Below are 24,278 nucleotides of genomic sequence, written 5' to 3' on the forward strand. Positions count from 1 at the left end.
GCCGGGTGTGGCTGGATAAGGTCGAACACTTCGGGGCTGTGAAGCCAACGCTTGTCACCATTGTAGAGGACGATCGGCAGCACCGGGGGCAGGATTGACTTTGGAATGACACTCGGAATCAAGCCCTAGGGGGCCGGCGCAACAGGGTGCGCATGTCGTCGAGCGCCACGGTGCTGGATGCGGCCACCGGCACCCGGGGCGCTGCCTTGAGGGCGTGGCCATAGACCACTTCCACCGTCAGGCACAAGTGGCCATCGGCGTTGCGCGGCAGTTGCTGCTCCAGCGCGTGCAGCAGGCGCTGGCGGTGCGCGCGCCCACGCAAGCCTAGGGGGCGCTGCAGGTGCAGGTTGCGCCCGCCCTCGCGCAAATCCTGTAACAGGCGCTCGGCGCTGGGGTAGCTCAGGGTCAGGCGCTCCATGTCGAGCACCGGGGCATTAAAGCCGGCCTGCACCAGCATGTCGCCCCAGTCGTGCATGTCGGTGTAGGGCTGATGCGGCGGCGGCCAGCCCAGCGCCTGGTAGACACGGCGCAGCTCCAGCAGGGTGTCGGGCCCCAAGCCCGAGAAAAACAGCAGCCCCTCGGGGCGCAGCCAGTTGCGCCAGCACGCCAGCAGCGCCTGCGGCTGCGCGTACAGGTGCAGCGCCATATTGGCCCAGAGCAGATCGGCCTGACCGGGCTGCAGGGCGGCACTGCTGGCTTGGCCCTGCGGCTGCCCTTGCTCGTTCAGCGCCTGCCGCTGCGCCTCGGGGTAGCGTGCTTGCACCGCCTGCTGCGCCTGCAAGCCGCCCAGTGCCGGGTGCCAGCTTGCCCAGGTGCGGGGCCGCTGCACCAGCCAGTCCAGCCGCTGCGCCATGCGCTGGCCGATTTCCTCGTGCAGCCAAGGGCTTGCGGGGCGCTCCAAGCTGCGCCAGCGCTGCGCCGCCACCGGGTCGAGGTCGGGCACAGCGGCGGCTACCGACTGGGGCTCGGGGCGAGCCGCATTCGGCGCAAGGGCGGCCGCTTCGACAATGGGATCGACGGGATCAATGGGTGGGCGCATGGCAGGAAAAAATTTTGCGCAGTATAGGCCCACGCGTTCGATTTTCTGCTGGGCTGGCTGCCGGTGCCGCAGGGTGTGGGCACGGCCAAGGCCTGCCAAGCCGCCCCATGAACGGCGTGCGCACCGCGCTTGCTAGACGCAGTTTGCCACCACCGCCTGTTGCTGGCGCGGCCGGCCGTTGCGGCTGATCACGATCTGCACCGCGGGGCTCGGGCTCAAACCGGCCCGGCACAGGGTGAGGGTGCCGGCCTGAAAGGCCCCCGTCACCAGCAGCGTGTGCCCCTTGGGCATGTACGACACATAGCGCGCCACCGGCGCATTGCCCCGCACCAGCACCCCCATCGGCGCCGCCGAGCCCACGCGCAGCAGCGTTTCGCCATCTTCGCGCTGGGCGTTGCCGTTCAGGTCGGCAAACAGCAGCCAGCCCGCCGTCCACTGGTGCGCGGGGGCGTTGATGGCGTTGGAATTGGTGGCGCAGCGCTGATTGGGCGGGGGCTCGGGCCCAGCGCGGCACAGCACCATGCGCTGCCCCTGCTTGATGGCCTCGCTGCGCGTCAGGGCCAGCGCGCCAGCCAGCTCGGCCGCCGTGGTTTGCAGGCGCTGCTGCGCCACCATCTGCCCCAAGGCCGGGGCCGCCAGCGCCGCCAGAATAGCCAACAGCGCCAGCACCACCAGCGCCTCGATCAAAGTCACCCCACCCGCGTGCCGCCGCGCAGCCTTCATGAACCGCCCCTCCCCCCTTGGTTTGCGTTTTTGCGGCAGTCTGGCACAGCCCGCCGCGTGCGTCAAGGCCAGGGCTGGCGCCCCCAACCCCGCCGCCGCTGGCACTGCCGCCGAGCGGCTAAAAAGCGCCACTGGTCGGGCAGCACCATGGGGCTGCGGCGGCGTTGCACTATCATGCCAGCATGTTTGCACCGGCCCGCCTTCCCCGCCCACTGCGTGGCGTCACCCTGATCGAGGTGATGATCACGGTGGCCATTTTGGCCATCTTGGCGGCCATTGCGGCGCCGAGTTTTAGGGGCCTGATTGTGCGCAACCAGCTCAGCACCTTGAGCAACGAACTGATGGTGGCGTTCCAGTACGCGCGCTCCGAAGCCATCGTTTTGCGCGGCACCGTCACGGTGTGCAGCAGCGGCGATGGCGCAAATTGTGCCGCCGGCGGGGGGTGGGAGCAGGGCTGGATCGCCTTTCACGACCGCAATGGCGACGGCATCGTTACCCCGGCAGCCCTGCCCGCGGGGGGGGCACCGGCCATGCCCGCCGACTTGGTTTTGCGCACATGGCCCGCTGCGCCCCCGGGCTACACCGTGCGCTCCCATGCCAACATTGGTGCGCGGCTGCGTTACGACCCCCGCGGCCAAGCGCGCGAAACCGGCTTTTTCATCCTCTGCCACAACCTGCAATTGGTTGATGCACGCGCCATCGACGTCGACCTGCTGCGGGTGCGCCTAGCCACCGACCGCAACGGCGACCGCATCCCCGACAACGAAGACCTCATCCCCATGGGCAATTTCGCCAACTGCACCGCCACATGAAACCCGCCTCACCCAAAAGCCAACGCGGTGCCTCGCTGATCGAGGTTCTGGTGGCCTTTTTGCTGCTCTCGCTCGGGCTGCTGGGCATGTCGGCGCTGCAGATCAACGCGCTGCAAAACAGCCACAGCTCGCTGCAACGCAGCCAAGCCACCATGCTGGCGCACTTCATGATGGACGCCATGCGCGCCAACGCCGCCACCGCACGCACCGGCGGCTACAACCTCGGCGTGCTCGGCAACCCCGGCCCACCCGCCCTACCGAGCGTTCCGGTGTGCGTGGTGCCTGCCGCTGCCAGCCTGCCCACGCACGACCAGCGCGCCTGGATGCTGGCCATGCGCAATATTTTGGGCCAAGCCAATACCACCTGCGGCCTGATCAGTTGCGCCGCGGTGGCTGGTGGCACCCAATGCACCGTCCAAGTTTATTGGGACGACACCCGCGGCACCGGCGGCGCTGCGGCCCAAATGATCGAAATCCGCAGCCAACTCTGATGCCATGAAAACCCGCCCCCACTCGCCTGCGGGACTGCCCCCAAGCCGGCCTCTGCTCCCGGCCCAGCAAGCATGCGGTGCCAGCCACCACCCAAACAGGGCGCGGCAGCGGCAGCGCGGCCTGTCCTTGCTGGAGCTGTTGATTGCGCTGTTGCTGGGCTTGGTGTTGCTCGGTGCCGTGAGCACCGCCTACCTAGCCAACCGCCAGACCTTTCGCCAAGTGGAAAACCTGGCCCGCGTGAACGAGAATGCCCGCACCACCTTCGAGCTGCTCGGGCGCGAGCTGCGCGAAGCCGGGGGCACCCACTGCGGAGCCCGGGTGCCCACGGCCAACGTGGTGCGTGCTGCCGTCAACCCGCCGTGGTGGTCCGATTGGGGCCGGGGTTTGCAGGGTTATGAGTCCAACCAAGAACTGCCCGCAGCCCTGCCCCAAATCGACAACACCCCAAACCCCGCAGCAACTAGGCGCGTGCCCGGCACCGACGCGCTCATCATCTGGTCGGGCAGCGTCCTGCCCCCGGTCTCCATCGTCGTGCACAACCCTCCCGCCGCCTCCTTGCAAGTGGTGAACGCGAACCACGGTTTAAACGACGGCGACATCGTCATGGCCTGCGACATGGCCCAAGCGGCCATATTTCAGATCAGCAACTCCAACCCGGCCAACAGCACCATCGTCCACAACACCGGCGCGGTGGTGCAACCCGGCAACTGCCGCAGGGAACTCGGCCTCTCACCCGCCCCCCCACACGACTGCTCCACCGCTGGCAGCGACCATTCTTTTGCTGGCGGCGGCTTTCTGGGCCGCCTGAGCGCCAGCGCCTGGTACATCGGCTTCAACGGGCGCGGTGGCACCTCGCTCTACCGCGCCGCCTTGAGCAGCACCAACGGGGTAGCTGGTGCTGCGCCCGAAGAGGTGATCGAAAACGTTACCGACTTGGAGCTGCAATACTTGGAGCCCAACGCCGCCGGCGCCCTGCCGGCCGCTTACGTGGACGCCAACTTGGTCACCGACTGGAACCGGGTGCAGGCGGTTCGGCTTGAACCCACCTTCGTCACCGCCGAAGCCGTCGGCACCGACGGCAACCCCATCAATCGCCCGCTGCCCTTTGTGGTTGGCATCCGCACCCGCTTGCCATGAACGCCCTGCCCCACCCCCGCCCTGCCGTGCACCCGGCCCCGCCGCACCGCGCGCACCCCGAGCACGGCGTGGTGCTGCTGGTGGCGCTGGTGATGCTGCTGCTGGTCACCGTGCTGGGCCTGGCCTCGGTGCGCATGCTGACCATGGAAGAGCGCATGGCCGCCAACAGCTTTGACCGCAACCTGGCTTTCCAAGCCGCCGAAACCGCGCTGCGCGAAGGCGAAGCGCTAGCCGATTTTCAGTCGCTGGCCGCCAACGGCCCCAATGCGGGGTTTCCTGCGCAAGCCATGGTGTGCAACAACCTCAACAACGGGGCCTGCGCCAATGGCCTGTGCTCGCCACCCAACACCAATTGCAGCGCGGCACGCTGGGAGGACCCGGCTTTTGCCGGCTGGCGCAACGCCATCGGGGCGGTGTCGCCGCTGGCCACGGGCACGCCCCAGTTCTTTGTTGAACACCTGGGCTCCGGCTTCCCTTGCGACCCACAAAGCCCGACCCAAAACCTGACTTGCGAGCGCTACCGCATCACCGCCCGCAGCCACAACCCGGATGTCCAGGCCAACCCTGCCGCCGAAGGCCGCGCCGCCGTGGTGCTGCAATCGATTTACGCCGCCGAATGAGGAGAGCCGCCATGCTGCGCTTGACAACACCCACCCTGCACCACCTAGGCCAGCGCTGGCTGGCGCGCTTGGCCCTGTTGCTGGCTGCCACCGCCGCCCTGCTCAGCAGCTTGGCGCTGGCCAGCCCACCGCTGGGGGCCACCCCCGAAACCTCCGCCCCCCTGGGTGTGGTGCAAGCCGGCCGGCCGCTGGTGATGCTCACCATGGCGCGCGACCGCAGCCTATTCAACGAAGCCTACAACGACGCCAGCGACATCAACGGCGACGGCCTGCTGGACTTGCGCTTCAACCCCTCCATCATCTACTCGGGGCTGTTCGATTCGCGGCTGTGTTACGCCTACTCGGGCGTATCGGGTGCAGACGAGCGCCGAAACGACAACACCGGCCTGTTTCGCCCCGCCGCCCACGCCGTGCCCGACACCACCGCCCCCAGCCGCAACCTGCGCTGTGCCACCGCCAACCACTGGTCCGGCAACTGGCTCAACTGGGCCACCACCAGCCGCATCGACGCGCTGCGCGTGGTGCTCTACGGCGGCTACCGCGAGGTGGACGACGCCGACCAAACCATTCTGCGCCGTGCCTACATCCCACAAGACGCGCACTCTTGGGCCAAGGAATACACCAGCGTGGCGGTGGATGGCTACAACATTGAAGACTTCACCTCGCTGTCCGAACCCGAATCCGAAGGCAACATCACACGGCGCCACTTCTTTGGCAACCTCACCGACACCCACGGCCGCAACTGCAGCAACCTGAACGACTGCAGCGGCCGCGCCCCGCTGCTGCGTGTGATCACCAATGCCGAAAACGCCCGGGTCTGGCAGTGGGCCTCGACCGAGCGGCCGGTGCTGCACGAAAGCAGCAACATTTTCAACGGCACCCGCAGAGACCGCACCGTGCGCGTAGAAGTCTGCACCCCTGCCTACAACGCCGGTTGCAAGCGCTACCCAAACGGAAACTTCAAACCCGTGGGCCTGCTGCACGAGTTCGGCGAAAACAACGCCATGCACTTTGGCCTACTCACCGGGAGCTACAACCACAACCTAAGCGGCGGGGTGTTGCGCAAGGTGGTTTCCTCTTTTGCCAGCGAAGTCAACCCGGCCGACGGCACCTTCACCACCAACGCCACCATCGTTAACGCCATCGACGCGCTGCGCATTCGCGGCTTCAACAATGCTCGCAGCGACAACACTTACAGTGGCGGCTGGGTCACCACCCGAGCCATGAACCAAGGCGAGTTCGTCGATTGGGGCAATCCGGTGGGCGAGATGATGTACGAGGCGCTGCGCTACTTTGCCGGCCGCTCGGCAGCCACGGCAGACTTTGCCACCAGCGGCGGCACCGATGAGCATCTGGGCCTGCCCGTGGCCACTTGGGACGATCCCTTCTCGCTCACCAGCGGTGCGGCGCGCGCGCAATGGTGCGCCCGACCGAACCAGCTCGTGATCTCGGGCGTCAACCCCTCGTTCGACTCCGACCAACTGCCCGGCGTGGACCCGGCCTTTGGCAGCTTCAGCGGCGACCTCACAGGGCTGAATGTGAGCGCCATCGGCCAGACCATTGCCACGCACGAGCCGGGCATTATTGGCATGCGCTTCATCGGCCAAGTGGGCAGCACCTTCGATGGTGCCCCGACGGCCAAAAACGTGACGTCGCTGGGCAATATCCGCGGCCTCTCGCCCGAGGGGCCCACCCAGCAGGGCAGTTTCTACTCGGCCTCGGTGGGCCACTTTGGCCGCATCACCGACCTGCGCCCCGCCCTGCGGGGGGAGCAAAACGTAGACACCTTTGCCGTGGCGCTCAGCTCGCCGCTGCCCAGCATCGAAGTGCCGGCCCCGGGCGGGCGCATGTTCTCGCTGGTGCCGTTTGCCAAATCGGTCGGCGGCTCTGGCATCAGCAACGCCAGGGGCGATTTTCAGCCCACCAACCAGATCGTCGATTTTTATGTGGACACCATCGCCAACTCCTGCCGCCAAGCCAACGGTGGCGTGGCCTCGATGTGCGCCGACCACAACGTCAACATCAACGGCGGGCGCTACTTTGCGCGCTTTCGCATCAACTTCGAAGACGTGGAGCAAGGCGCCGACCACGACATGGACGCCATCGTCAGTTACGAGATTTCGATGCAGACCGATGGCCAGTTGCGCGTCGAGGTGATCCCTGTAAGCGCCGCAGGCGGCATTCAACACAGCATGGGCTATGTGCTCTCGGGCAGCACCGCCGACGGCGTTTATTTGGTGGTGACCGACGAAGCCATCGATCGCCCCTACCATTTGAACGTGCCGCCCGGGCGTGCGCCGGGCTTTTGCGACTCCACCCAGTCCGGCTGTGGCACGTTGCCACGCCTAGGCGGTGGCACCGGCAACGACCGCTCCGTCCGCTTCTTCACCGCCAGCACCGCCGGGGCCGCCAGCCTGCTGCCCAGCCCGCTCTGGCTGGCCGCCAAGTGGGGCGGCTTCAACGACCTCAACGCCAACCAGCGCCCCGATTTGCAAGCCGAATGGGACGCTGACCGCGACGGCGTGCCCGACACCTACTTTCTGGTGCAAAACCCAACGCTGCTGCGCGATTCGCTCAGCCGTGCACTCAACACCATACTGGAGCGCAGCGCGGCGGCCGGCAACGTGTCGGCCAACAGCACCTTCATCACCACCGAGACCGCCGTGTTCCAGTCGGTCTACAACAGCGCCAACTGGTCGGGCGATTTGCGCGCCTTCCCCATCGATGCCGCCACCGGCGTCGGGGCGGTGCCGCTGTGGTCGGCGACCGACGTGTTGCCCGCCCACGACATCCGCCGCTTGTTCACCTCCAACGCCGCCGCCAACAACCCGGCGGCCGTCGCCTTCAACTGGACCGGCTTGTCCGCGGCCCAGCGCAACCTGTTCGGCACCGACGACACCGCACGCCTGCGCGTGATCAACTACCTGCGCGGCGACGCCAGCCAGGAAATCCGCAACGGCGGCGCGCTGCGCAACCGCCCGACCACGCCGCTGGGCGACATCATCCATTCCTCGCCGGTCTTTGTGGCCGACAACAACACCGTCTTCGTCGGCTCCAACGGCGGCTTTTTACACGCCTTCAACGCCAGCACCGGCGTGGAGCGCTTTGCCTTCGCGCCCAGCGGCTTGTTGCAGCACATGGGCCAGTTGGCCAGCCCGGCTTATGCCCGGCGCTACTTCGTCGATGGTGAAATCGCCGTCTCGCAGCGCGCCAACACCGGCGGGCGCAACATCTTGGTGGGCATGCTCGGGCGCGGTGGCCGGGGGCTGTACGCGCTCGACGTGACCGACCCGGCCGCTTTCGGCAACGCCGGGGCTGGTGTGCTGTGGGAAAACTACGGTGCCTCAGACAACGACATGGGCTATTTGCTCGGCCGCCCGGTGATTGCCAGGGTCAGCGGCCGCAACCCCAACGACCCACCCATCGACGTGGTGATTTTTGGCAACGGCTACAACAGCCCCAACGGGCGCGCGGTGCTCTACGTGGTTAACCTGCGCACGGGTGCGGTCATCCGCAGGCTTGACACCATGGTCGGCACCCCCACCAACCCCAACGGCTTGGCCAGCCCGGGCTTGGCGCTCAACGCCGACGGCACGGTGCAGTACGTCTATGCCGGTGACTGGCAAGGCAATGTGTGGAAATTCGACCTGAGCGACCGCAACCCGATCCAATGGGCGTCCGCATTTCGCAGTGGGGGCAATCCAGCCGCCTTCTTCCAGGCCCGCGACCCCAGTAACCAGCCGCAGCCCATTACCGCGCAGATCACGGTGGCCACCAACACGGTGCAGGGCGACCCGCACTTTGGCAAGCGCTACGTGTTTTTTGGCACCGGCAGCTACATGCGCGCCGCCGACCCAGGCACCCTGCAGGTGCAATCGCTCTACGCCCTGATCGACGAGGGAGTGGCCATTACCGGGCGCAGCGCGCTGCGCCAGCGCAGCATCAACCAAGTGGGCACTTTCAACGGCCGCCCGGTGCGCACCTTCTCGCTGCCCACAGCGGGCGATATGGCGAACCAACGCGGCTGGTTCCTAGACTGGGCTGATCCACCCCATCCGCCCGGCACGCAACGCGGCGAGCGTGTGGTGAGCAGCGCACGCATTCTGCCCACCGTCGCGCCCAGCTTGGCGGTCAGCTCAATTATCCCCTTGGTGGATACGTGCGAACCTGGAGGCACTGGATTTCTGAACGTGTTCGACCCCTTTTCTGGCGGCGCAGTGGCTGCAGTGGGCCTGCTCGACGTCAACGAAAACAACACCTTTGCCGACGACAGGCTGGGTACGCAATTCATTGGATCGTTCGACCCCGGCATTGGCCTGCTGAGCGAACCGGTGCTGGTGGGCGACCGGCTGGTGGTGGGCGGATCGATGGCTCAAATCGCCGATGTGCGCGTGAACCGGACCTTGGCACCGGGTCTGCGCGGGCGCATTTCGTGGCGCGAGATCATTCCGCGCTAAGACCTGCCCCAATCAGCCGTGCCCAGCACCCCACAGCGCCCTTGGGTCCACCTTTTGCACCAGCCACAAGCCATGAACCACACCCCTGCCGCCCGCGGTTTCACCCTAATCGAGCTGATGATCGTGGTGCTGATCATCGGTATTTTGGCGGCGATCGCGCTGCCGAGCTACCAGCGGCACGTCACCGAAACGCGACGCGAAGCCGCCCAAGGCTGCCTGCTGGAGCTGGCGCAGTTTGCCGAGCGCCACTACACCACCAACATGAGCTACCTCGGCTTGGCGCTGCCCGCCACCCAGTGCCGCGCCGATTTGGCCGCGTTCTATGCCTTCAACCTCATCGGCGTACCCACCGCGCGCACCTACTCCATCCAAGCCGTGGCCCAAGGTGGCCAAGCCACACGCGACCCCAACTGCGTGACGCTGCGCATCGACCAAACCGGGGCCCAAACTTCGCTGCCGGCTGCTGCGGGTTGCTGGTAAAAGCGCCAGCGCCCCCGCCTAGCGGCCCCCCACCCCCCTCACTCATAAACCACCTCGGCGCGCCCTAGGTGCGCCTGTTCACCCCAAGCGGCCAGGGCGGCATCGCAGGGGTAGCACTGGAAGCGCTCTGGGTCCAGTTGCAGGGTGGCGCGCACGCTCTCGTATTCGAGCTCCAAGCGCAGCGGCAGGCCGCGCTGCACCGTCCCGAGTTCGGTCTGGTGCGGCCGGGCCGGGTGCTGGCGCAGCAGGGTGGCCACGTCGGGGGGCTGCGTGGGCCCCACGGCCACGCGCAGGTATTTGCCAAAGCGGCAGCGCGCGGCGGGCAGGTCCCAGACCTGCTGCACCTTCAGGCGCAGCCCGCCCGAGAAGCGGTCGGGCTGGGCCAGCACCTGCAGCAGCAGCAGTTCGTCGTCTTGCAGCAGGGCGCGGTGGGTGTTGAGCAGGGCTTCGTCGGCGCTGGCTTCGAGCACGGCGCTGCGGTCGTCGAGCTTAAAAATCGCCACTTTGCCGCGCTGACCGTTGATCACGCGCAAATCGCCCACAATGCCGGCCAGCAGCAGCGGCTCGCGGCTCTCGGCCACCTCGGCCAGCGGGGTGCGGGCGATACGCCGCACTTCGTCGGCGCTCTGGTCGAACAAGTGGCCAGAGAAGTAAAAGCCCAGGGCCGACTTTTCTTGCGACAGGCGCTCGCGCACGCTCCAGGGCGGCGCCTCGGCCAGCGCGGGCTCTTGGTCGCTGGCGCCGTGGCCGCCCGTTTCGCCGGGCAGGTCGAACAAACCGCTTTGCAAGGCGTTGGCCTGCTGGGCTTGGGCGAACTCGAAGGCGCGCTCGACCGAGGCCAGCGCGGCGGCGCGGTCGGGGTGCAGGCGGTCGAAGGCCCCGGCCTTGATCAGCGCCTCGACGGTGCGCTTGTTCAGGCGGCCGCGCTCGATGCGGGCGCAAAAATCGAACAGGCTGGTGAAGGGCCCCAGCACCTCGGCGCGCGGGCCCGCGCCCTGGCCGTGGCGCGCGGCCACGATGGCCTCGATGGCCTGCTGCCCGGTGCCCTTGACGGCCCCCAGGCCGTAGCGGATGCACTGGTCGCTCACTGGCTCGAAGCGATAGCCGCCTAGGTTCACATCGGGCGGCTCGAAGGCAAGGCCAAAACGCTGCGCGTCTTCGACCAGCAGCTTGAGCTTGTCGGTGTCGTCCATCTCCAGCGTCAAGTTGGCGCAGAAGAACTCGGCCGTGTAATGCACCTTGACCCAGGCGGTGTGGTAGGCCAGCAGCGAGTAGGCGGCGGCGTGCGACTTGTTGAAGCCGTAGCCCGCGAACTTCTCCATCAGGTCGAACACCTCGTCGGCCTGCGCCGGGCTTAGGCCCTGCCCGGCCGCGCCTTGGCGAAAGATGAGCCGCTGCTGCGCCATTTCCTCGGGCTTTTTCTTGCCCATGGCGCGCCGCAGCAGGTCGGCGCCGCCCAGGCTGTAGCCGCCCAGGATCTGCGCCGTCTGCATCACCTGTTCCTGATAGACCATGATGCCGTAGGTCTCGGCCAGCACCTGCTCCAGCAGCGGGTGCGGGTACTGCACCGGCTCGCGCCCGTGCTTGCGCGCCACGAAGCTGGGGATGAGGTCCATCGGGCCGGGGCGATAGAGCGCGTTGAGGGCGATCAGGTCTTCGAGGCGGCTCGGTTTGGCGTCGCGCAACATGCCTTGCATGCCGCGGCTCTCGAACTGGAACACGGCCTCGGTGCGGCCTTGCTGGAACAGGGCGTAGGTGGCGGGGTCGTCGAGCGCCAGCGTTTCGTAGGCAAAATCGGCCCGATCCGGGTGCCGCTGCACGATCAGCGCCTTGGCCTGCTCCAAAATGGTGAGGGTGGCCAGCCCAAGGAAGTCAAACTTGACCAGCCCGATGGCTTCCACGTCGTCTTTGTCGTACTGGCTCACGGCGGCGCTGCTGCCGGGCTGCTGGTAGAGCGGGCAAAAATCGGTGAGCTTGCCGGGCGCGATCAGCACCCCGCCGGCGTGCATGCCCACGTTGCGCGTCAGGCCTTCGAGCTTTTGCGCCAGCTCGATCAGTTGGCGCACCTCGTCTTCTTTGGCGATGCGCTCGGCCAGCAGCGGCTCCATCTCGATCGCGTACTGGTTTTTGTCGCCTTCGGGCTTGGGCCGGGGCGGGTATTGCAGCGTCACGCTCTGGCCGGGTTTGTTGGGGATGAGCTTGGAGATGCCGTCGCAAAAGCCGTAGGGGAAGTCGAGCACGCGCCCCACGTCGCGGATCGCCGCCCGCGCCGCCAGGGTGCCAAAGGTGGCAATCTGGCTCACCGCCGCCAGCCCGTATTTGCCCTTGACGTAGTCGATCACGCGGTCGCGGTTGGCTTGGCAGAAGTCGATGTCGAAGTCGGGCATCGAGACGCGCTCGGGGTTCAGAAAGCGCTCGAACAGCAGTTGGTAGCGCAGCGGGTCCAGGTCGGTGATTTGCAGCGCGTAGGCCACCAGCGAACCGGCGCCGGAGCCGCGCCCTGGGCCTACCGGGCAGCCGTTGAGTTTGGCCCAGAGGATGAAGTCGGAGACGATCAGGAAGTAGCCCGGAAAGCCCATTTTGATGATGGTGCCGAGCTCGAATTCGAGCCGCTCCTGGTAGCGCGGCTGCTGGCGCGCGCGCTCGGCTGGGTCTGGGTAAAGCTGCTGCAGGCGCTGCTGCAAGCCCCCTTGCGCGACGTGGCGAAAGTAGTCTTCGGTGCCCAGTTGCTGCCCGTCCACGGGCGGAATGGGGAAGGCGGGCAGTTGCGGCTTGCCCAGGCTTAGGCGCAGGCTGCAGCGGCGCGCGATTTCCAGCGTTTGCGCCAGCGCGTTGGGCAGGTCGGGAAACAGGGCCGCCATCTCGGCCCGGGTCTTGAAATGCTGCTCGCGCGTGAAGCGCCGGGGCCGGCGCGGGTTGCCCAAAATCTCGCCTTCGGCAATGCAGACGCGCGCCTCGTGCGCCTGAAAATCATCGGCTTCCAGAAACTGCACCGGGTGCGTGGCCACCAGCGGCAGCCCCAGCCGCGCCGCCAAGGGCACGGTGGCGCGCAGGTGCCGTTCGTCGTCGGGCCGGCCAGCGCGCTGCACCTCGAGGTAGAAGCGCTGCGCAAAAGTGCCCGCCAGTTGCTGCGCCAGCGCGGCGGCTGCGGCTTCGTCACCGGCCAGCAACGCCTGCCCCACCGGCCCGGTGGCAGCCCCGCTGAGCACGATCAGGCCCTCGTGGTGCTGGCGCAACCAATCCCACTTCAGCACCGCCTGGTCGCGCTGCACGTTGTGGCTCCAGGCGCGTGCCAGCAGCTCGCACAGGTTGAGGTAGCCGGCGTGGTTTTGCGCCAGCAGCAAGATGCGCGGCCAGGTGTGCTGCGCGGCGTGTGGCCCGGCTTGGGCGGCGCTGCCGGCCGAAGATACGGGCGCTTGCCCCAGCCCTTGTAGCAGCACCTCGGCCCCGAGCAGGGGCTGGATGCCTTTGCTGCGCGCCGCCTGGTAAAACTTGACGGCGCCAAAGAGGTTATTGAGGTCGGTAATGGCCAGCGCCGGCTGGCCGTCGGCGGCGGCGGCAGCGGCCACCGCGTCGATGCGCGTGGTGCCATCGACCACCGAGAACTCGGTGTGCAGGCGCAGGTGGACGAAGGCGGGGGCAGCGGGTGAATCAGGCAAATCAGACATGGGGCGATGATATGCCGGGTGCGGTGCTGTAGGGCTTGACGATCCTGCTCAGGGTGTTGCAGAGCACGCCGACCCAAGCCATAATTCACCCAACAGCCAAGCCCATGAACACCGCCGCCCTAAACTTCAAAGCCTTGCCCCTCTCCGAGCGCATCCAGCTCGTCGAGGACATTTGGGACAGCATTGCCCAAGAGACCCCCAGCCCCTTGCAGCTTGGGGCGCAAGAACGCGCCGAACTGCAGCGGCGCTTGGCCGAGCACCAAACCGACCCTTCCACCAGCATTCCGTGGGAGCGGGTTCGGGCCACGCTGTTCAAGACTGCAGACTGATGCGCTTGGTTTTTCGGCCCGAAGCGCAGGAGGAGTTGCTGGAGGCGCAAGCTTGGTATGAGTCGCGCGCGCTGGGGCTGGGCTACGAGTTTGCCCGAGCGGTGGATGCCGCCACCTCAAGCGCGCTGCGCACGCCACTGGCCTTCCCACGCATTGAAGCGCAGTTTCGGCACGTGATCCTGCGCAAATTTCCCTATTCGATCATTTACCACCTTGCCGGGTCGGACATCGTGGTGGTGTCGTGCTTTCACCATCGGCGCAGACCGGGAAGTTGGCTCCACGGTCTGCGCGACTAGGCTGGATGGGCCTCACCCGCGCCAGCGCACCGCCGCCGCCGCCACGCGCTGGCCAAACAGGCGCGCGGTTTCTAGGTCGCCGCTGAGCATTTCGTGCGCCCCGGCATCCGATGGGGTTTGGGCCATGGCACCGCTCGATGAACCGACGAAGTTCACATCGTTGCGTTGCGCTGCCTTGCTGTTGCTGGGCATCATGCCAGTGCCCACCCAAACGCCGCCGTGCTGCATCGCCAGCGTAAAGAGGTAGTGCAGGGTCGAGAGCTTGTCGCCGTTCATGGTGGCGCTGTTGGTGAAGCCGGCAAAGAGCTTGTCTTTCCACTTCTGCGCAAACCAGGCCTTGCTGGAGGCGTCGGCAAATTTCTTGAACTGCCAGCTCACGCTGCCCATGTAGGTGGGCGAGCCCATGACGATGGCGTCGGCGGCGTCGAGCGCCTCCCAGCCGCCTTCAGGCAGGTTGCCATCGGCGTCGATGGCCAGCAGTTGGGCCCCGGCGCCCTCGGCAACCGATTGCGCCATGCGCTGCGTATGGCCGTAGCCGGAGTGGTAAACAACAATGACTTTGCTCATGGGATGGCTTTCAAAAATGCGCCGACCGATGGGCCAGCGCGGGTTGAGGGGAAATCGAGATACTACGCTGCCCTTATGCCTTGCGGCGCGCGTCAAGGCTGTATGCACCGGCGCCCAATGCGGCCAAGGCCAACAGACCACCAACCACACCTATGTTTTTCATAAACATCAGTTGCTGCATCATTTGCTGCTCAGCCGGCATGGCCCAGTAGGCGTGAAAGTAAAAGGAGGCCACCAAAGTGAATCCGGCCAACACCAGCGCCGCATAGCGCGTGCCCAAACCCAAGATCAGGGCGATGCCGCACAACACCTCAATGGCAATGGCAAGGGCTGCGCCCAGTTCGGGAAAGGGCAAGCCGACTGATCCGATATAGGCCGCCGTACCGGAGAAGCCACCGATCTTGTTGATGCCAGCGGGAAGAAACAAGGCTGCCAACAAGAGGCGGGACAGCAGGGCGAGGGGGTTTTGCAGTGCGTTCATGGATATTGACTCAGGTTAAAAAAAAGATGCAAAAATCAGGCCGCCAGATCGAAGACCAGCACCTCGGCATCTTGGCCGTCGCTCAGCTTAAGTTGGGTCTCGGCTTGCAACAGGGCCGCATCACCACCTTGCAAGGCGGTGCCGTTCACGCTCAAAGCGCCGCGCACCAAGTGCACATAGGCCTTGCGGGCCGGGCTTAGCGCCAGCTCGGCCGCCTCGGCGCCATCAAACAGGCCGGCGTAGAGCGCCGCATCGGCGTTGATGTGCACCGATCCCTCGGCCCCGCCATGGCTGGCCACTAGGCGCAGGCGGCCGCGCTTTTGTTCATCGGCAAAGGTTGTTTGCTCGTAGCTGGGCGCCACGCCCTTGAGGCTGGGCTCAATCCAAATTTGCAGCAAATGCGTCTGCCCGCCGGGCTCGTGGTTGAACTCGCTGTGGCGCACGCCGGTGCCCGCGCTCATGCGCTGCACCTCGCCGGGGGCGATGGTTTCCACATTGCCCATGCTGTCGCGGTGTGCCAAGCGGCCTTGCAGCACGTAGGTGACGATCTCCATGTCGCGGTGCCCGTGGGTGCCAAAACCGCTGCCGGGCGCGATCCAGTCTTCGTTGATCACGCGCAGATTGCCCCAGCCCATGTGGGCCGGGTCGTAGTAGTCGGCAAAAGAGAAGGAGTGGCGGCTTTGCAGCCAGCCGTGGTCGGCATGGCCACGCTCGGCGCTGCGGCGGATGTGCATCATGGCGTTTCTTTCATCAAGTGTGGGGGCCTTGGTGTGGGCCATCCAGCCGCTAGGCCTTGCCGGTTTGGGGTGGCAGGGCCAGCGCTGGGGCCATGGCTAGACTGTAGGCCCTAGGGCAGGCTTGAAGGGCGTAAGGATTTGATGGCATCATTCGAATAATTTGAATACTCAGGTCACCCCATGCCCAGCCCCCGCAACGCCTTGTCGCCCGAAAACCTGCACCTGATCGGCACCGTGGCGCGCTGCGGCAGCTTGGCGGCGGCGGCGCGCGAGCTCGGCATGGTGCCCAGCGCCCTCACCTACCGCGTGCGCCAAGTCGAAGACGCGCTCGATGTGCTGCTGTTCGACCGCCGCTCGCGCCGCGCCACCCTGACCCGCGCCGGGCAGGAGCTGCTGCGCGCCAGCGAACACCTGCTGCGCGAGCTCGACGCGGTGGCACTGCGCGTGCGCCGCATCGCCACCGGATGGGAGCCTGAACTCACGCTGGCGGCCGATGCGGTGATCGCCAGCGCGCCGCTGTTTGACCTGTGCCACGATTTTTACGCGCTCGCGGCCCCGACGCGGCTGCGCCTGCGCACCGAAACCCTGTCGGGTACGCTCGAAGCGCTGCTGAGCGGGCAGGCCGATCTGGCCTTGGGCGTGGCACTCGATGGCAGCGGTTTGCCGGGGCTGCGCAGCGGCTTTTTGGGTGAAGTGGAGTTTGTGTTCGTGGTGGCACCGCACCATGCGCTGGCCGCTGCCCCCGAGCCGCTCACCCCGGCCACCATCCAGCCGCACCGCGTGGTGGCGGTGGCCGACACCGCGCCGCTGGGGCGCGGCCAGAGCGTGGGCCTGCTGCCGGGGCAGGATGTGCTGACCGTGCCCACCATGCAGCACAAGCTGGCGGCGCAACTGCGCGGCCTGGGTTGCGGCGCGCTGCCGCTGCCGCTGGTGCAAGGCCATTTGCAGGCCGGCACGCTGCTGCGCAAGCGCACCACCTTGCCCGCTCGGGTGTACCGCATCGGTTACGCCTGGCGCAGCGCAGACACCCCCGGCCCCGGTCCGGCCCTGCAGTGGTGGCTGGATCGGCTGGCCAACCCCGCCAGCGCCAGCGCGCTGCTGCAGCATGTGGGCGGTAGCTGAGCACCCGCACCCGCGCCCGCATCGGCCTGGTAGGCGCGGCGCGCCGCCTGCGCCATCAGGCCCGCCTAGCCGCACGCATCCGCCAATAGATGCCCAAATTATGCGAATGATTCCTATTTATAATCGAGCCAAGTCGCCCATAGTTTGATATGCTGCTTCGCCCACCCGGCCTCCCTCCGGGTGGCCCACCCGCCCTCAACAAGCCCATGCCCCTGCCCCATTCGCCTTGGCGCGCCCTTGTGCGCCCCCTCAGCGTGACCGCCGCCGTGCTGCTGGCGCACGCGGCGGCGCTGTGGGCCTTGCACAGCGGCTGGCGGCCGCCCGCGTCCACAACGGTGGAGCTGGCACGGGTGGAGGTCGAATTGCGCGCCCAAGCCCCTGGCGTTGCCGCTACGGCGCCAGCCCCGGCTGCCAGCGCGCCCACGGGGCCTGCACCGCGCGCCACGCCCGAGCGAGCGCCCCACCCTGAACCCCCGCCCCCTCCGGCACCGATGCCGACGCCGATGCCGACCCAGATGCAACCCGCACCGGCCAGCCCCAGCCCAGCATCTGATCGCCTACCGCAAGCGGCCCCGGTGCCACCCAACCCGCAAGGGGCTGCGGCTGCACCCGCCACCCCGCAGACCCCGCAGCACGCCGCCCCAAGCCAAGCGACACCGGGCAGCGCTGCGAGCGCCCAAGGCAGCAACAGCGCCGCAGCCCAAGGGCCGATCGAGGCGGCTGCGGGCCGCACAGCCGCCGCGCCCGCCGCACCGCAGATCGTACTGCCCTCCAGCAGCGCCGCCCACCTGCACAACCCGGCCCCGCCCTACCCGGTCTTGAGCCGCCGCTTGGGCGAACAAGGCCGCGTGCTGCTGCGGGTGCGCATCGAGGTCGACGGCAGCGCCTCGGCGGCACAAATCTACGCTTCCAGCGGTTTTGTGCGGCTGGACCACGCGGCGCAGCAGGCGGTGTTGCGCTGGCGTTTTGTGCCCGGCAGCCGCAACGGCGAGGCGCAGCCGATGTGGTTCCTCGTCCCGATTCATTTTGTTCTGGAGTAAAAAGCAAGCATGGAAACCCATTTCGGACTGACCTACGTCTGGCACCAAGGCGACTGGATCATACGCGGCACCGCCCTCGTGTTGCTGGGCATGTCGATTGCCACCTGGGTGGTGATCGTGCTCAAGGCACTGCACCTGCGCCAACTGCGTGCGCGTGCGCAAATGCTGGAAAACTTCTGGCACAGCAAAGACTTTGCTGAGGGCCTCAACAAACTCGGCGCCGACGGCCACAACCCCTTCTACCTGCTGGCGCTGCAAGGGCGCGAAGCCACCAGCCACATCCTGCACCTAGAAGGCGAACACCCGCGCCAACTGCACGACAACCTCGATGTGAGCGACTGGGTCACGCGCTCCTTGCGCAACGCGCTCGATGACAGCAACGCGCGCCTGCAGTCTGGCCTAGCCATTTTGGCCTCGGTCGGATCGACCGCGCCCTATGTCGGGCTGTTTGGCACGGTCTGGAAGATCTACCACGCCCTGATCGGCATCGGAGTGGGTGGCAGCGCCACCATCGACCAGGTCGCCGGGCCGATAGGCGCTGCGCTCATCATGACCGCGCTCGGGCTGGTGGTGGCGATTCCGGCCGTGCTGGGCTACAACGCCTTGCTGCGCGGCAACAAAGCCATCCAGCACCGGCTCAACCGCTTTGCCCACGACCTGCACGCCTACTTCGTGACCGGGCACCGGGTGGCCTCGAACCGCCCCGGCGCTGCCAGCCCGGCTCCGGCTCCGGCCAGTCCACGCTGACACGAGGCACCCCCACCATGGCCCCCTCCAACCTCGAGCCCGACCAGGGCGAACTGCACAGCGAGATCAACATGATTCCGCTCATCGACGTGATGCTGGTGCTGTTGATCGTGTTCATCGTAACCGTGCCCGTGATCACGCACTCCATCGATGTGCAACTGCCGCGCGCCGCCACCGAAGCCCATGCGCCGCAGCCGCAGGCGGTGCGCCTGAGCGTCGATGCGCAGGGCGGTTTTCACTGGAACGACACCGCCGTGCCCGATGCCGAGCTGATGCAGCGCCTGCACGCGCTGGCGCAGCAGGTGCCGCAACCCCCGCTGCATTTAGAAGGCGACGCCGCCGCCCGCTACGAGCGGGTGGCACTGGCCTTGGCCGCCGCCCAGCGCGCCGGCGTCGAGCGGCTGGTGTTCATCACACAGCCCTGAACCCTTGGGCCGGGGGCCAATCGCCGCCACTGGTTTTTTTGCTTGAATTTTCAAGCTGGGCCCGACTCGATCGCCTGTTCTCGGTGGCATGTGCTGGCGGCTTCGCTACACTGTGAGCACAACAGGAGATCACCATGACCCGAAAACCACGCCGCGAGGGCGGCACCCCCCGCACCACCCCGCCCGATCAGGCCCCACGGGCACGCCGCACCGCCGTCGTCGGCGCGGGCATGGCCGGTGTGGTGTGCGCACGCACACTGGCACAGGCCGGCCACGAAGTGCTGCTGCTCGACAAGCACCACAGCCCCGGCGGGCGCATGGCCACGCGCCTGACCGAGTTTGGCGGCTTTGACCACGGGGCGCAGTTTTTCACCGTCACCGACGAGCGTTTCAAAAAGGCCTTGGCATTGCAACCCGAGCTGGTCGCCCAATGGCAGGTGCCCACCGTGCGCGTGCTCGACACCCTAGGGCAGACACTGGCCAGCGCCAACACCATCGAGAAAGCGCGCTGGGTCGGGGTGCGTGGCATGAGCGAGCTGCTGCGCCAGTGGGCGCTGCCGTTGGCAGACGGCTCGCTCAAGGCCAGCAGCCACTACAGCGCCCAGGTGGTGGGCATAGAACCCGACGCCCTGCACCCCGAACAGTGGCAGTTGCGCTGCGCCGGTGGCGCGGGCTCGCAACAAGTGATTGGCGGCCTCGACCGCGTGCTGCTGGCGCTGCCAGCCCCGCAAGCGCAGGCCCTGCTGCGCGCCAGCGCCTTGGCCCCCGAGTGGGTGGCGGCGCTGGATGCGGTTGAAACCGCCCCCTGCTGGACGCTGCTGCTGGCTTTCGCCCAAGCCGCCCCGGGTGGCCCCGAACCCTTTGGCCCACACTGGCACGCCGCCAGCAGCGACCACCACCGCATCCGCTGGGTGGCGCGCGAAAACAGCAAGCCCGGGCGCTCGACCATCGAGCGCTGGACCGTGCAGGCCAGCCCGCAGTGGTCGGCCGAGCACCTGGAGGACGACGCCGAGCGCATCAAGGCCAAGTTGCTCAAAGGCTTTGCCGAAGTCACCGGCATCCGCGCCGAACCCACGCTGGCCCAGGTGCACCGCTGGCGCTACGCGCAAACGCTGCGCCCGCTCGGGCAGCCCTGCCTGTGGAACGCGGCGCTGGGCCTGGGCTTGGGCGGCGACTGGTGCCTGGGGCACCGGGTCGAAAACGCCTTCGTCTCGGGTCTGGAACTGGCCCTGGCTGCGGCTTGAGCGCATTGGGTGGCTGATTGCGCGGCCTGAGCGGGTTGATCGGGTTGTGAGCAGCAGCCCCAGCGGCTACTGCGGCCGCTTCGCCCCCACGCCCAGCGGGCCGCTGCACGCCGGCTCGCTGGTGGCGGCGCTGGCCAGTTGGCTCGACGCGCGCGCCCACCACGGCACCTGGCTGCTGCGCTTAGAGGACGTGGACCGCCCGCGCTGCGTGCCCGGTGCCGACCGGCTGATCGTGCAGCAACTCGCCACCTGCGGCCTGCTGCCCGACCAGCCCCCCACCTGGCAGAGCGACCACGAGGCACGCTACGCCGCCGCCTTGCACGCGCTGGCCGAGCGCGGCTGGGCCTACCCCTGCCACTGCAGCCGCTCGCGCATCGAAGCCGCGCAGGCCGCCGCTGGGCTGTTGCGCCAGCGCCATGCGCCGCTGGTCTACCCAGGCACTTGCAGGCCCGAGCGGCTGGCGGGTGGCGCCCAGGGCCTGCAAGGCCCCGAGCCCTTGGGCGCTGCCTGCGCTCTAGGCAGCCACGCCAACCCGAGCACGCCCTCCAGCCCCAACACCCCCGCTTGGCGGCTGCACGTGGGCCGGGTGCAGCAGGCGCTTGGCCTGCCCGAGATTGCGCACTGGCACGACCGCCGCCTTGGGGCCCAGCAACAAGCGCTGGCGCACGAGGTGGGCGACTTCGTGCTGCGCCGCGCCGACGGCCTCTGGGCCTACCAGTTGGCGGTGGTGGCCGACGACGCCGCACAAGGCATCACGCACGTGGTGCGCGGTGCCGACCTGGCCGACAACACGGCGCGCCAACTGCTGCTGCAAGCCGCGCTCGGCCTGCCCACGCCGCACTACCTGCACGCCCCGCTGGTGCTGGGCGCCGACGGCAGCAAGCTCTCCAAGCAAAACGGCGCCGCCGCGCTGGACCTGCACCACCCGTTGACCGCCCTCAACCAAGCTGCCACCGTGCTCGGCCTGCCTGCCCACGCCGGCCCCCTGCCGCAGGCGCTGGCCGACTGGACCGGGCACTGGGCGCGCTTCTGGGAGAAGAAAACCGTAGGCTGCCCCCTCACTGCAACAATCCAGTCAGTAGGGGCGAACGTGGCTCAACGAATGGATTGACCACAGTCACTCCGCGCCAGATAAAGCCATTCTGAAAGTCTTCCGAGAGCAGCAGCCGGCAGTGGTTCTCTGCGGCGACGGCCAAAATCAAGGCGTCCCACATCGGTAGCTGATGATCGACGGTCAAGTCGAGTGCCGACTGAAAAGCAAACCAGGTGGAATCTGCCACCTCGAAGCTGTCAGCCCAACTCAGCACCGCTGCGCGAGTTTGCGCGGCAGGGCGCTTGGCTTTGCCCGTCAGGATGCGAGAAAGCTCTCCCAGAGTCTGCGCCGGAAGGACAACTTTATTGCTGGACAGTCGCTCGATCAATTGCATGGCCGTGCTGCAGCGCAACTCATCGCCAAGCCCTTCGGCGTAGGCTAGGATGTTGGTGTCGAGGGCAACTCTCACCGCTCAGCCCTCGTACAACTCATCGCGCGTCCAATTGCGCGCCCCACTGGATTTTTGCTGACGCAGCCGTCCGAGCAAGTCGAGTTTGGCTGCCTCGCGTTCGCTGCAGCCAGAATGTGCGGGAGAAATGGTGGCAACCGGTTTGCCCCGCGACAAAACCGTAATGACTGCGCCGGTTGCGACATCGCGCAGCACGTTAGAAAAATGGCGATTGGCGTCGCCGGCAGAAATGGTTTTCATCTGGATTCCACAAAGTAGTGTTCAGCACTACATTATCGCCTAGGGTGCTATGCCTATGCGGACAGCCCTGCGGTGCTGCTTGATCCAGGGCAATCTTTAGCCCGCCTTGGGTGCCACCTGCCTACAATCGGGCGCGTGAAACCCGAAAGCCCCACCCCTGACTGCACTGGCGCCACCTCGCGCCCCCGAATCAAGAGCTTTGTCAAGCGCGGCGGGCGCACCACCACCGCCCAGGCGCGTGCTTGGGCCGAACTGGGGGCGCGCTACCTGCTGCCCTACGCGCCACAGCCGCTGCAACCCGAGCCGGTGTTTGGCCGCCAAGCGCCCTTGATTTTGGAGATCGGATTTGGCATGGGCGAGGCCAGCGCCCACATCGCCCGCTTGCGCCCTAGCGACGATTTTTTGTGCTGCGAGGTGCATGCACCCGGCGTGGGGGCGCTGCTCAAGCGCATCGACGAGCAGGGCCTGGGCAACGTGCGCATCGTGGCGCACGACGCGGTGGAGGTGCTGCAACACATGCTGCCCGAAGGCTCGCTGGCGGGCGTACACATTTTCTTCCCCGACCCTTGGCACAAGCTGCGGCACCACAAGCGCCGCCTGCTGCAGCCGCCGCTGGTGGCGCTGCTGGCCAGCCGCCTGCAGCCCGGTGCCTACCTGCACTGCGCCACCGACTGGCAGCCCTACGCCGAGCAGATGCTGCAGGTGCTGGGGGCCGAGCCGCTGCTGGCCAATACCGCCAGCGCCGCCGGCTTGGGCGGCTATGCCCCCAAACCCGACTACCGCCCCCTGACCAAGTTTGAGCAGCGTGGGCTGCGCCTGGGGCATGGGGTCTGGGATCTGGTGTTCGTGCGCCGCTGAGCGCTGCCGTCGCGGCCAAGCCCAAGCCCCGTCTGCCACCTCACGCCCCTCGCATCTGCTTGGCACCCCAACTCCATGAACGCCCTGCTCCCCACCAACTTCGACCCGCGCTGGCTCAACGGGCTGGACGCGCTGGCCGAGCAGTCCATCGGCCTGTCGGAGCCCAACCCGCGTGTGGCCTGCCGCATCATCGCCCCGGACGGGCGCGCTTTCGAGGGCCACACCCAGCACGCCGGTGGTCCGCACGCCGAGGTGATGGCGCTGCGCGCTGCGGCTGCCGCCGGGGCCGACCTGCGCGGGGGCAGCGCCGTGGTTACGCTGGAGCCGTGCAGCCACCACGGCCGCACCCCGCCCTGTTGCGAGGCGCTGATAGCAGCCGGGCTGGCGCGGGTGCTGGTGGCGCTGCCCGACCCCAACCCGCTGGTGGGCGGGCGCGGCATCGAGCGCCTGCGCGCTGCCGGGCTGGAGGTGCAGGTGCTGCCCCCCGCGCACCCGCTGGCCACGGCCACGCGCGAATTGAATCTGGGTTTTTTGAGCCGTATGGAGCGCGGCCGGCCTTGGCTGCGGCTCAAAGTCGCCGCCTCGCTGGATGGCCGCACCGCGCTGCCCAACGGGGCCAGCCAGTGGATTACGGGCACCGATGCGCGCACCGATGGCCACCGCTGGCGCCGTCGCGCCGGTGCGCTGCTCACCGGCATTGGCACCGTGCGCGCCGACGACCCCCGGCTCGACGTGCGCTTGGTGCCGACAGCGCGCCAGCCGGTGCGGGTGCTGCTCGATGCGCACCTGGCCGTTGACCCCCAAGCGCGCATGCTGCAGCCACCGGGGCCGGTCTGGCTCTACTGCGCCCGCGATGCCGCCAACACCCCCCACCGCGCCGCCCTGCAAGCGCTGGGGGTGCAGGTGATCGACTGCCCAGCCGCAGGCGCGCCGCTGCGCCTTGATCTGGAGCACCTGCTGCGCGATCTGGCTGCGCGCGAAATCAACGAGCTCCACCTAGAAGCCGGGCCGGGCCTGAACGGGGCCTTTTTGCGCGCCGGGCTGGTCGATGAGCTGCTGCTCTACCTGGCCCCGACCCTGCTCGGCCCCGGTGCCCCGCTGGCGCAGCTCGACGCGCTGCAAGCCCTCAGTGGCGGCCTGCCGCTGGCTTTCACCGACTGCAGCGCCATCGGCCCCGACTTGCGCATCCGCGCCCGCGTGCTGCCCCGGCCTGCGGACGGCGTGGGCGCCGGGCCGTAAAGCCGTGGCCCACGTTCCCAAAA

At 67.6% G+C, this 24,278-nt stretch carries 24 protein-coding genes; 16 read left to right on the forward strand and 8 right to left on the reverse strand.

Features of this window, described 5'->3' with window-relative positions:
• Positions 1–118 precede the first annotated feature (118 nt).
• Both SRAH_RS04975 and SRAH_RS04980 read right to left on the reverse strand, forming a co-directional pair.
• Positions 119–1,039: a methyltransferase domain-containing protein gene (locus tag SRAH_RS04975; protein WP_171816032.1), complete on the reverse strand. Its 921-nt coding sequence runs from the start codon at positions 1,037–1,039 to the stop codon at positions 119–121.
• A gap of 132 nt (positions 1,040–1,171) precedes the next feature.
• Positions 1,172–1,762, reverse strand: coding sequence for a GspH/FimT family protein (locus SRAH_RS04980; protein WP_029462247.1), 591 nt, complete (start codon positions 1,760–1,762; stop codon positions 1,172–1,174).
• A 182-nt stretch (positions 1,763–1,944) separates the two neighbouring features.
• On the opposite strand from SRAH_RS04980, the gene SRAH_RS12010 reads away from it, so the two are divergent.
• From SRAH_RS12010 to SRAH_RS13125, 6 genes are all read left to right on the forward strand, one after another.
• A complete protein-coding gene (locus tag SRAH_RS12010) occupies positions 1,945–2,574 on the forward strand; it encodes a GspH/FimT family pseudopilin (protein ID WP_052369095.1) in 630 nt (209 codons plus the stop codon).
• The gene (gene pilV / locus SRAH_RS04990) at positions 2,571–3,065 is read left to right on the forward strand and encodes a type IV pilus modification protein PilV (RefSeq protein WP_045476252.1); all 495 of its coding nucleotides are present in this window, start codon (positions 2,571–2,573) and stop codon (positions 3,063–3,065) included. Before SRAH_RS12010 ends, pilV begins: the two co-directional genes overlap by 4 nt.
• 4 nt (positions 3,066–3,069) lie before the next feature.
• Complete coding sequence (locus SRAH_RS04995) at positions 3,070–4,203, forward strand: prepilin-type N-terminal cleavage/methylation domain-containing protein (protein WP_082210073.1); 1,134 nt, start codon at positions 3,070–3,072, stop codon at positions 4,201–4,203.
• Entirely contained in the window at positions 4,200–4,823 is a 624-nt protein-coding gene (locus tag SRAH_RS05000; RefSeq protein WP_045476254.1) for a pilus assembly PilX family protein, read from the forward strand. The genes SRAH_RS04995 and SRAH_RS05000 overlap by 4 nt, the downstream gene beginning before the upstream one ends.
• Positions 4,824–4,834: 11 nt before the next feature.
• Positions 4,835–9,280 carry a pilus assembly protein gene (locus tag SRAH_RS12015; protein WP_045476256.1) on the forward strand — a complete coding sequence of 1,482 codons (4,446 nt, stop codon included), beginning with the start codon at positions 4,835–4,837 and terminating at the stop codon, positions 9,278–9,280.
• Positions 9,281–9,352: 72 nt separating this feature from the next.
• Positions 9,353–9,760 carry a type IV pilin protein gene (locus tag SRAH_RS13125; protein ID WP_029462252.1) on the forward strand — a complete coding sequence of 136 codons (408 nt, stop codon included), beginning with the start codon at positions 9,353–9,355 and terminating at the stop codon, positions 9,758–9,760.
• Positions 9,761–9,798: 38 nt separating this feature from the next.
• Here SRAH_RS13125 and dnaE read toward each other — a convergent pair whose 3' ends face one another.
• Complete coding sequence (dnaE, locus tag SRAH_RS05015; protein WP_045476259.1) at positions 9,799–13,428, reverse strand: DNA polymerase III subunit alpha; 3,630 nt, start codon at positions 13,426–13,428, stop codon at positions 9,799–9,801.
• Positions 13,429–13,532: 104 nt separating this feature from the next.
• Between dnaE and SRAH_RS05020 the strand changes: the two genes are divergently transcribed.
• Both SRAH_RS05020 and SRAH_RS05025 read left to right on the forward strand, forming a co-directional pair.
• Positions 13,533–13,757 (forward strand): addiction module protein, encoded by a 225-nt coding sequence (locus SRAH_RS05020; RefSeq protein ID WP_029462254.1) that lies wholly within the window; start codon positions 13,533–13,535, stop codon positions 13,755–13,757.
• A complete protein-coding gene (locus tag SRAH_RS05025; RefSeq protein ID WP_029462255.1) occupies positions 13,757–14,053 on the forward strand; it encodes a type II toxin-antitoxin system RelE/ParE family toxin in 297 nt (98 codons plus the stop codon). The genes SRAH_RS05020 and SRAH_RS05025 overlap by 1 nt, the downstream gene beginning before the upstream one ends.
• Before the next feature lie 12 nt (positions 14,054–14,065).
• On the opposite strand, the gene SRAH_RS05030 is transcribed toward SRAH_RS05025, so the two are convergent.
• The 3 genes from SRAH_RS05030 to SRAH_RS05040 form a co-directional block, all read right to left on the reverse strand.
• Complete coding sequence (locus tag SRAH_RS05030) at positions 14,066–14,620, reverse strand: flavodoxin family protein (protein WP_029462256.1); 555 nt, start codon at positions 14,618–14,620, stop codon at positions 14,066–14,068.
• A gap of 73 nt (positions 14,621–14,693) precedes the next feature.
• On the reverse strand, positions 14,694–15,101 hold the full coding sequence (locus SRAH_RS05035) for a DoxX family protein (RefSeq protein ID WP_029462257.1): 408 nt from the start codon (positions 15,099–15,101) through the stop codon (positions 14,694–14,696).
• A gap of 35 nt (positions 15,102–15,136) precedes the next feature.
• Positions 15,137–15,838 (reverse strand): pirin family protein, encoded by a 702-nt coding sequence (locus SRAH_RS05040; protein WP_029462258.1) that lies wholly within the window; start codon positions 15,836–15,838, stop codon positions 15,137–15,139.
• 180 nt (positions 15,839–16,018) lie between these two features.
• Here SRAH_RS05040 and SRAH_RS05045 point away from each other — a divergent pair, with 180 nt between their 5' ends.
• The 6 genes from SRAH_RS05045 to gluQRS all read left to right on the forward strand — a co-directional run bounded on the left by SRAH_RS05045 (position 16,019) and on the right by gluQRS (position 21,527).
• The gene (locus tag SRAH_RS05045; protein ID WP_029462259.1) at positions 16,019–16,960 is read left to right on the forward strand and encodes a LysR substrate-binding domain-containing protein; all 942 of its coding nucleotides are present in this window, start codon (positions 16,019–16,021) and stop codon (positions 16,958–16,960) included.
• A 206-nt stretch (positions 16,961–17,166) separates the two neighbouring features.
• A complete protein-coding gene (locus SRAH_RS13130; protein ID WP_045476323.1) occupies positions 17,167–18,000 on the forward strand; it encodes an energy transducer TonB in 834 nt (277 codons plus the stop codon).
• Between the two features lie 9 nt (positions 18,001–18,009).
• Entirely contained in the window at positions 18,010–18,747 is a 738-nt protein-coding gene (locus tag SRAH_RS05055) for a MotA/TolQ/ExbB proton channel family protein (RefSeq protein WP_029462261.1), read from the forward strand.
• A gap of 17 nt (positions 18,748–18,764) precedes the next feature.
• Positions 18,765–19,172 (forward strand): ExbD/TolR family protein, encoded by a 408-nt coding sequence (locus SRAH_RS05060; RefSeq protein ID WP_029462262.1) that lies wholly within the window; start codon positions 18,765–18,767, stop codon positions 19,170–19,172.
• A 134-nt stretch (positions 19,173–19,306) separates the two neighbouring features.
• The gene (locus tag SRAH_RS05065) at positions 19,307–20,416 is read left to right on the forward strand and encodes an NAD(P)/FAD-dependent oxidoreductase (RefSeq protein WP_029462263.1); all 1,110 of its coding nucleotides are present in this window, start codon (positions 19,307–19,309) and stop codon (positions 20,414–20,416) included.
• A 46-nt stretch (positions 20,417–20,462) separates the two neighbouring features.
• Positions 20,463–21,527 (forward strand): tRNA glutamyl-Q(34) synthetase GluQRS, encoded by a 1,065-nt coding sequence (gene gluQRS, locus SRAH_RS05070; protein WP_076606986.1) that lies wholly within the window; start codon positions 20,463–20,465, stop codon positions 21,525–21,527.
• Here gluQRS and SRAH_RS12020 read toward each other — a convergent pair.
• Together SRAH_RS12020 and SRAH_RS05075 are read right to left on the reverse strand one after the other, a co-directional pair.
• A complete protein-coding gene (locus SRAH_RS12020; RefSeq protein ID WP_076606987.1) occupies positions 21,475–21,918 on the reverse strand; it encodes a PIN domain-containing protein in 444 nt (147 codons plus the stop codon). The genes gluQRS and SRAH_RS12020 overlap by 53 nt on opposite strands.
• A gap of 3 nt (positions 21,919–21,921) precedes the next feature.
• The gene (locus SRAH_RS05075) at positions 21,922–22,158 is read right to left on the reverse strand and encodes a type II toxin-antitoxin system Phd/YefM family antitoxin (RefSeq protein ID WP_029462265.1); all 237 of its coding nucleotides are present in this window, start codon (positions 22,156–22,158) and stop codon (positions 21,922–21,924) included.
• Between the two features lie 135 nt (positions 22,159–22,293).
• Between SRAH_RS05075 and trmB the strand changes: the two genes are divergently transcribed.
• Positions 22,294–23,016 (forward strand): tRNA (guanosine(46)-N7)-methyltransferase TrmB, encoded by a 723-nt coding sequence (trmB, locus tag SRAH_RS05080; RefSeq protein ID WP_045476263.1) that lies wholly within the window; start codon positions 22,294–22,296, stop codon positions 23,014–23,016.
• 75 nt (positions 23,017–23,091) lie between these two features.
• Positions 23,092–24,255 carry a bifunctional diaminohydroxyphosphoribosylaminopyrimidine deaminase/5-amino-6-(5-phosphoribosylamino)uracil reductase RibD gene (gene ribD / locus SRAH_RS05085; protein ID WP_045476266.1) on the forward strand — a complete coding sequence of 388 codons (1,164 nt, stop codon included), beginning with the start codon at positions 23,092–23,094 and terminating at the stop codon, positions 24,253–24,255.
• Positions 24,256–24,278: the final 23 nt, after the last annotated feature.

It is taken from the genome of Serpentinimonas barnesii (assembly GCF_000696225.1).
In the GTDB taxonomy this organism is placed as follows: Bacteria; Pseudomonadota; Gammaproteobacteria; order Burkholderiales; family Burkholderiaceae_C; genus Serpentinimonas; species Serpentinimonas barnesii.

Excerpts from the sequence above, each read along its gene's own strand:
- SRAH_RS04975 (WP_171816032.1), bottom strand. The coding sequence starts at position 1,039 with ATGCGCCCACCCATTGATCCCGTCGATCCCATTGTCGAAGCGGCCGCC.
- SRAH_RS04980 (WP_029462247.1), bottom strand. The coding sequence starts at position 1,762 with ATGAAGGCTGCGCGGCGGCACGCGGGTGGGGTGACTTTGATCGAGGCG.
- SRAH_RS12010 (WP_052369095.1), top strand. The coding sequence starts at position 1,945 with ATGTTTGCACCGGCCCGCCTTCCCCGCCCACTGCGTGGCGTCACCCTG.
- pilV (WP_045476252.1), top strand. The coding sequence starts at position 2,571 with ATGAAACCCGCCTCACCCAAAAGCCAACGCGGTGCCTCGCTGATCGAG.
- SRAH_RS04995 (WP_082210073.1), top strand. The coding sequence starts at position 3,070 with ATGAAAACCCGCCCCCACTCGCCTGCGGGACTGCCCCCAAGCCGGCCT.
- SRAH_RS05000 (WP_045476254.1), top strand. The coding sequence starts at position 4,200 with ATGAACGCCCTGCCCCACCCCCGCCCTGCCGTGCACCCGGCCCCGCCG.
- SRAH_RS12015 (WP_045476256.1), top strand. The coding sequence starts at position 4,835 with ATGCTGCGCTTGACAACACCCACCCTGCACCACCTAGGCCAGCGCTGG.
- SRAH_RS13125 (WP_029462252.1), top strand. The coding sequence starts at position 9,353 with ATGAACCACACCCCTGCCGCCCGCGGTTTCACCCTAATCGAGCTGATG.
- dnaE (WP_045476259.1), bottom strand. The coding sequence starts at position 13,428 with ATGTCTGATTTGCCTGATTCACCCGCTGCCCCCGCCTTCGTCCACCTG.
- SRAH_RS05020 (WP_029462254.1), top strand. The coding sequence starts at position 13,533 with ATGAACACCGCCGCCCTAAACTTCAAAGCCTTGCCCCTCTCCGAGCGC.
- SRAH_RS05025 (WP_029462255.1), top strand. The coding sequence starts at position 13,757 with ATGCGCTTGGTTTTTCGGCCCGAAGCGCAGGAGGAGTTGCTGGAGGCG.
- SRAH_RS05030 (WP_029462256.1), bottom strand. The coding sequence starts at position 14,620 with ATGAGCAAAGTCATTGTTGTTTACCACTCCGGCTACGGCCATACGCAG.
- SRAH_RS05035 (WP_029462257.1), bottom strand. The coding sequence starts at position 15,101 with ATGAACGCACTGCAAAACCCCCTCGCCCTGCTGTCCCGCCTCTTGTTG.
- SRAH_RS05040 (WP_029462258.1), bottom strand. The coding sequence starts at position 15,838 with ATGATGCACATCCGCCGCAGCGCCGAGCGTGGCCATGCCGACCACGGC.
- SRAH_RS05045 (WP_029462259.1), top strand. The coding sequence starts at position 16,019 with ATGCCCAGCCCCCGCAACGCCTTGTCGCCCGAAAACCTGCACCTGATC.
- SRAH_RS13130 (WP_045476323.1), top strand. The coding sequence starts at position 17,167 with ATGCCCCTGCCCCATTCGCCTTGGCGCGCCCTTGTGCGCCCCCTCAGC.
- SRAH_RS05055 (WP_029462261.1), top strand. The coding sequence starts at position 18,010 with ATGGAAACCCATTTCGGACTGACCTACGTCTGGCACCAAGGCGACTGG.
- SRAH_RS05060 (WP_029462262.1), top strand. The coding sequence starts at position 18,765 with ATGGCCCCCTCCAACCTCGAGCCCGACCAGGGCGAACTGCACAGCGAG.
- SRAH_RS05065 (WP_029462263.1), top strand. The coding sequence starts at position 19,307 with ATGACCCGAAAACCACGCCGCGAGGGCGGCACCCCCCGCACCACCCCG.
- SRAH_RS05075 (WP_029462265.1), bottom strand. The coding sequence starts at position 22,158 with ATGAAAACCATTTCTGCCGGCGACGCCAATCGCCATTTTTCTAACGTG.
- ribD (WP_045476266.1), top strand. The coding sequence starts at position 23,092 with ATGAACGCCCTGCTCCCCACCAACTTCGACCCGCGCTGGCTCAACGGG.